We start from the raw sequence: 596 nt of genomic DNA, 5'->3' as shown, positions 1-596 counted from the left end.
TAATAACAATTACCTCGGATGTCTTGAATAAGATATTTATCTTATCATTTCTATTTCTTATATGCAATTTTCAAGGTACATATAGATGCGAATATTCGAAAACAGTTATGTGTGACAAGCTTGCTTGTCTAAGCATAAATGCTTTTCGATGCATTGGCATGTAATGCCATGAGCGATAAAATCATAGATTTTAGAACTTCGCATCTTATCATTCTGACTGCTTGTTTCATCAGTCATCAGAAAACTGAATCCCTTCAATCCTCTGATCACTGGTAAAACCAGTTTTTCTTTTTTCAAACTCTGGCAGCCACCTACTCTCCCACACCGTCTCCAGTGCAGTACCATCGGCCACTTGGGTCTTAACCATCGTGTTCGGGATGGGAACGGGTGTTACCCCCAAGCGCATCGCCACCAGAAATCATTATTAAGCTTTTGACAGCCTTAATAACTAAACAATAGACACAACCCTTACTTCTATCCTTAGAAAGGAGGTGATCCAGCCGCACCTTCCGATACGGCTACCTTGTTACGACTTCACCCCAGTTATCGGTCCCACCTTCGGCAGCTCCTTCCTTACGGTTAGGTCACTGACTTCG

The 596-nt window shown here is 42.1% G+C and carries 2 rRNA genes; both read right to left on the bottom strand.

The features are described 5' to 3' along the window. Positions 1-298 precede the first annotated feature (298 nt). Positions 299-416, bottom strand: a 5S ribosomal RNA gene (gene rrf, locus H8S07_RS14285). Between the two features lie 68 nt (positions 417-484). After that, positions 485-596 (bottom strand): 16S ribosomal RNA (locus H8S07_RS14280); the annotation flags it as partial.

It is taken from the genome of Dorea hominis, from assembly GCF_014287705.1.
Lineage (GTDB): Bacteria > Bacillota > Clostridia > Lachnospirales > Lachnospiraceae > Dorea_D > Dorea_D hominis.
The sequence above is the reverse complement of the archived record's forward strand: the minus strand, read 5'-3'. Positions and strand labels throughout refer to the sequence as shown.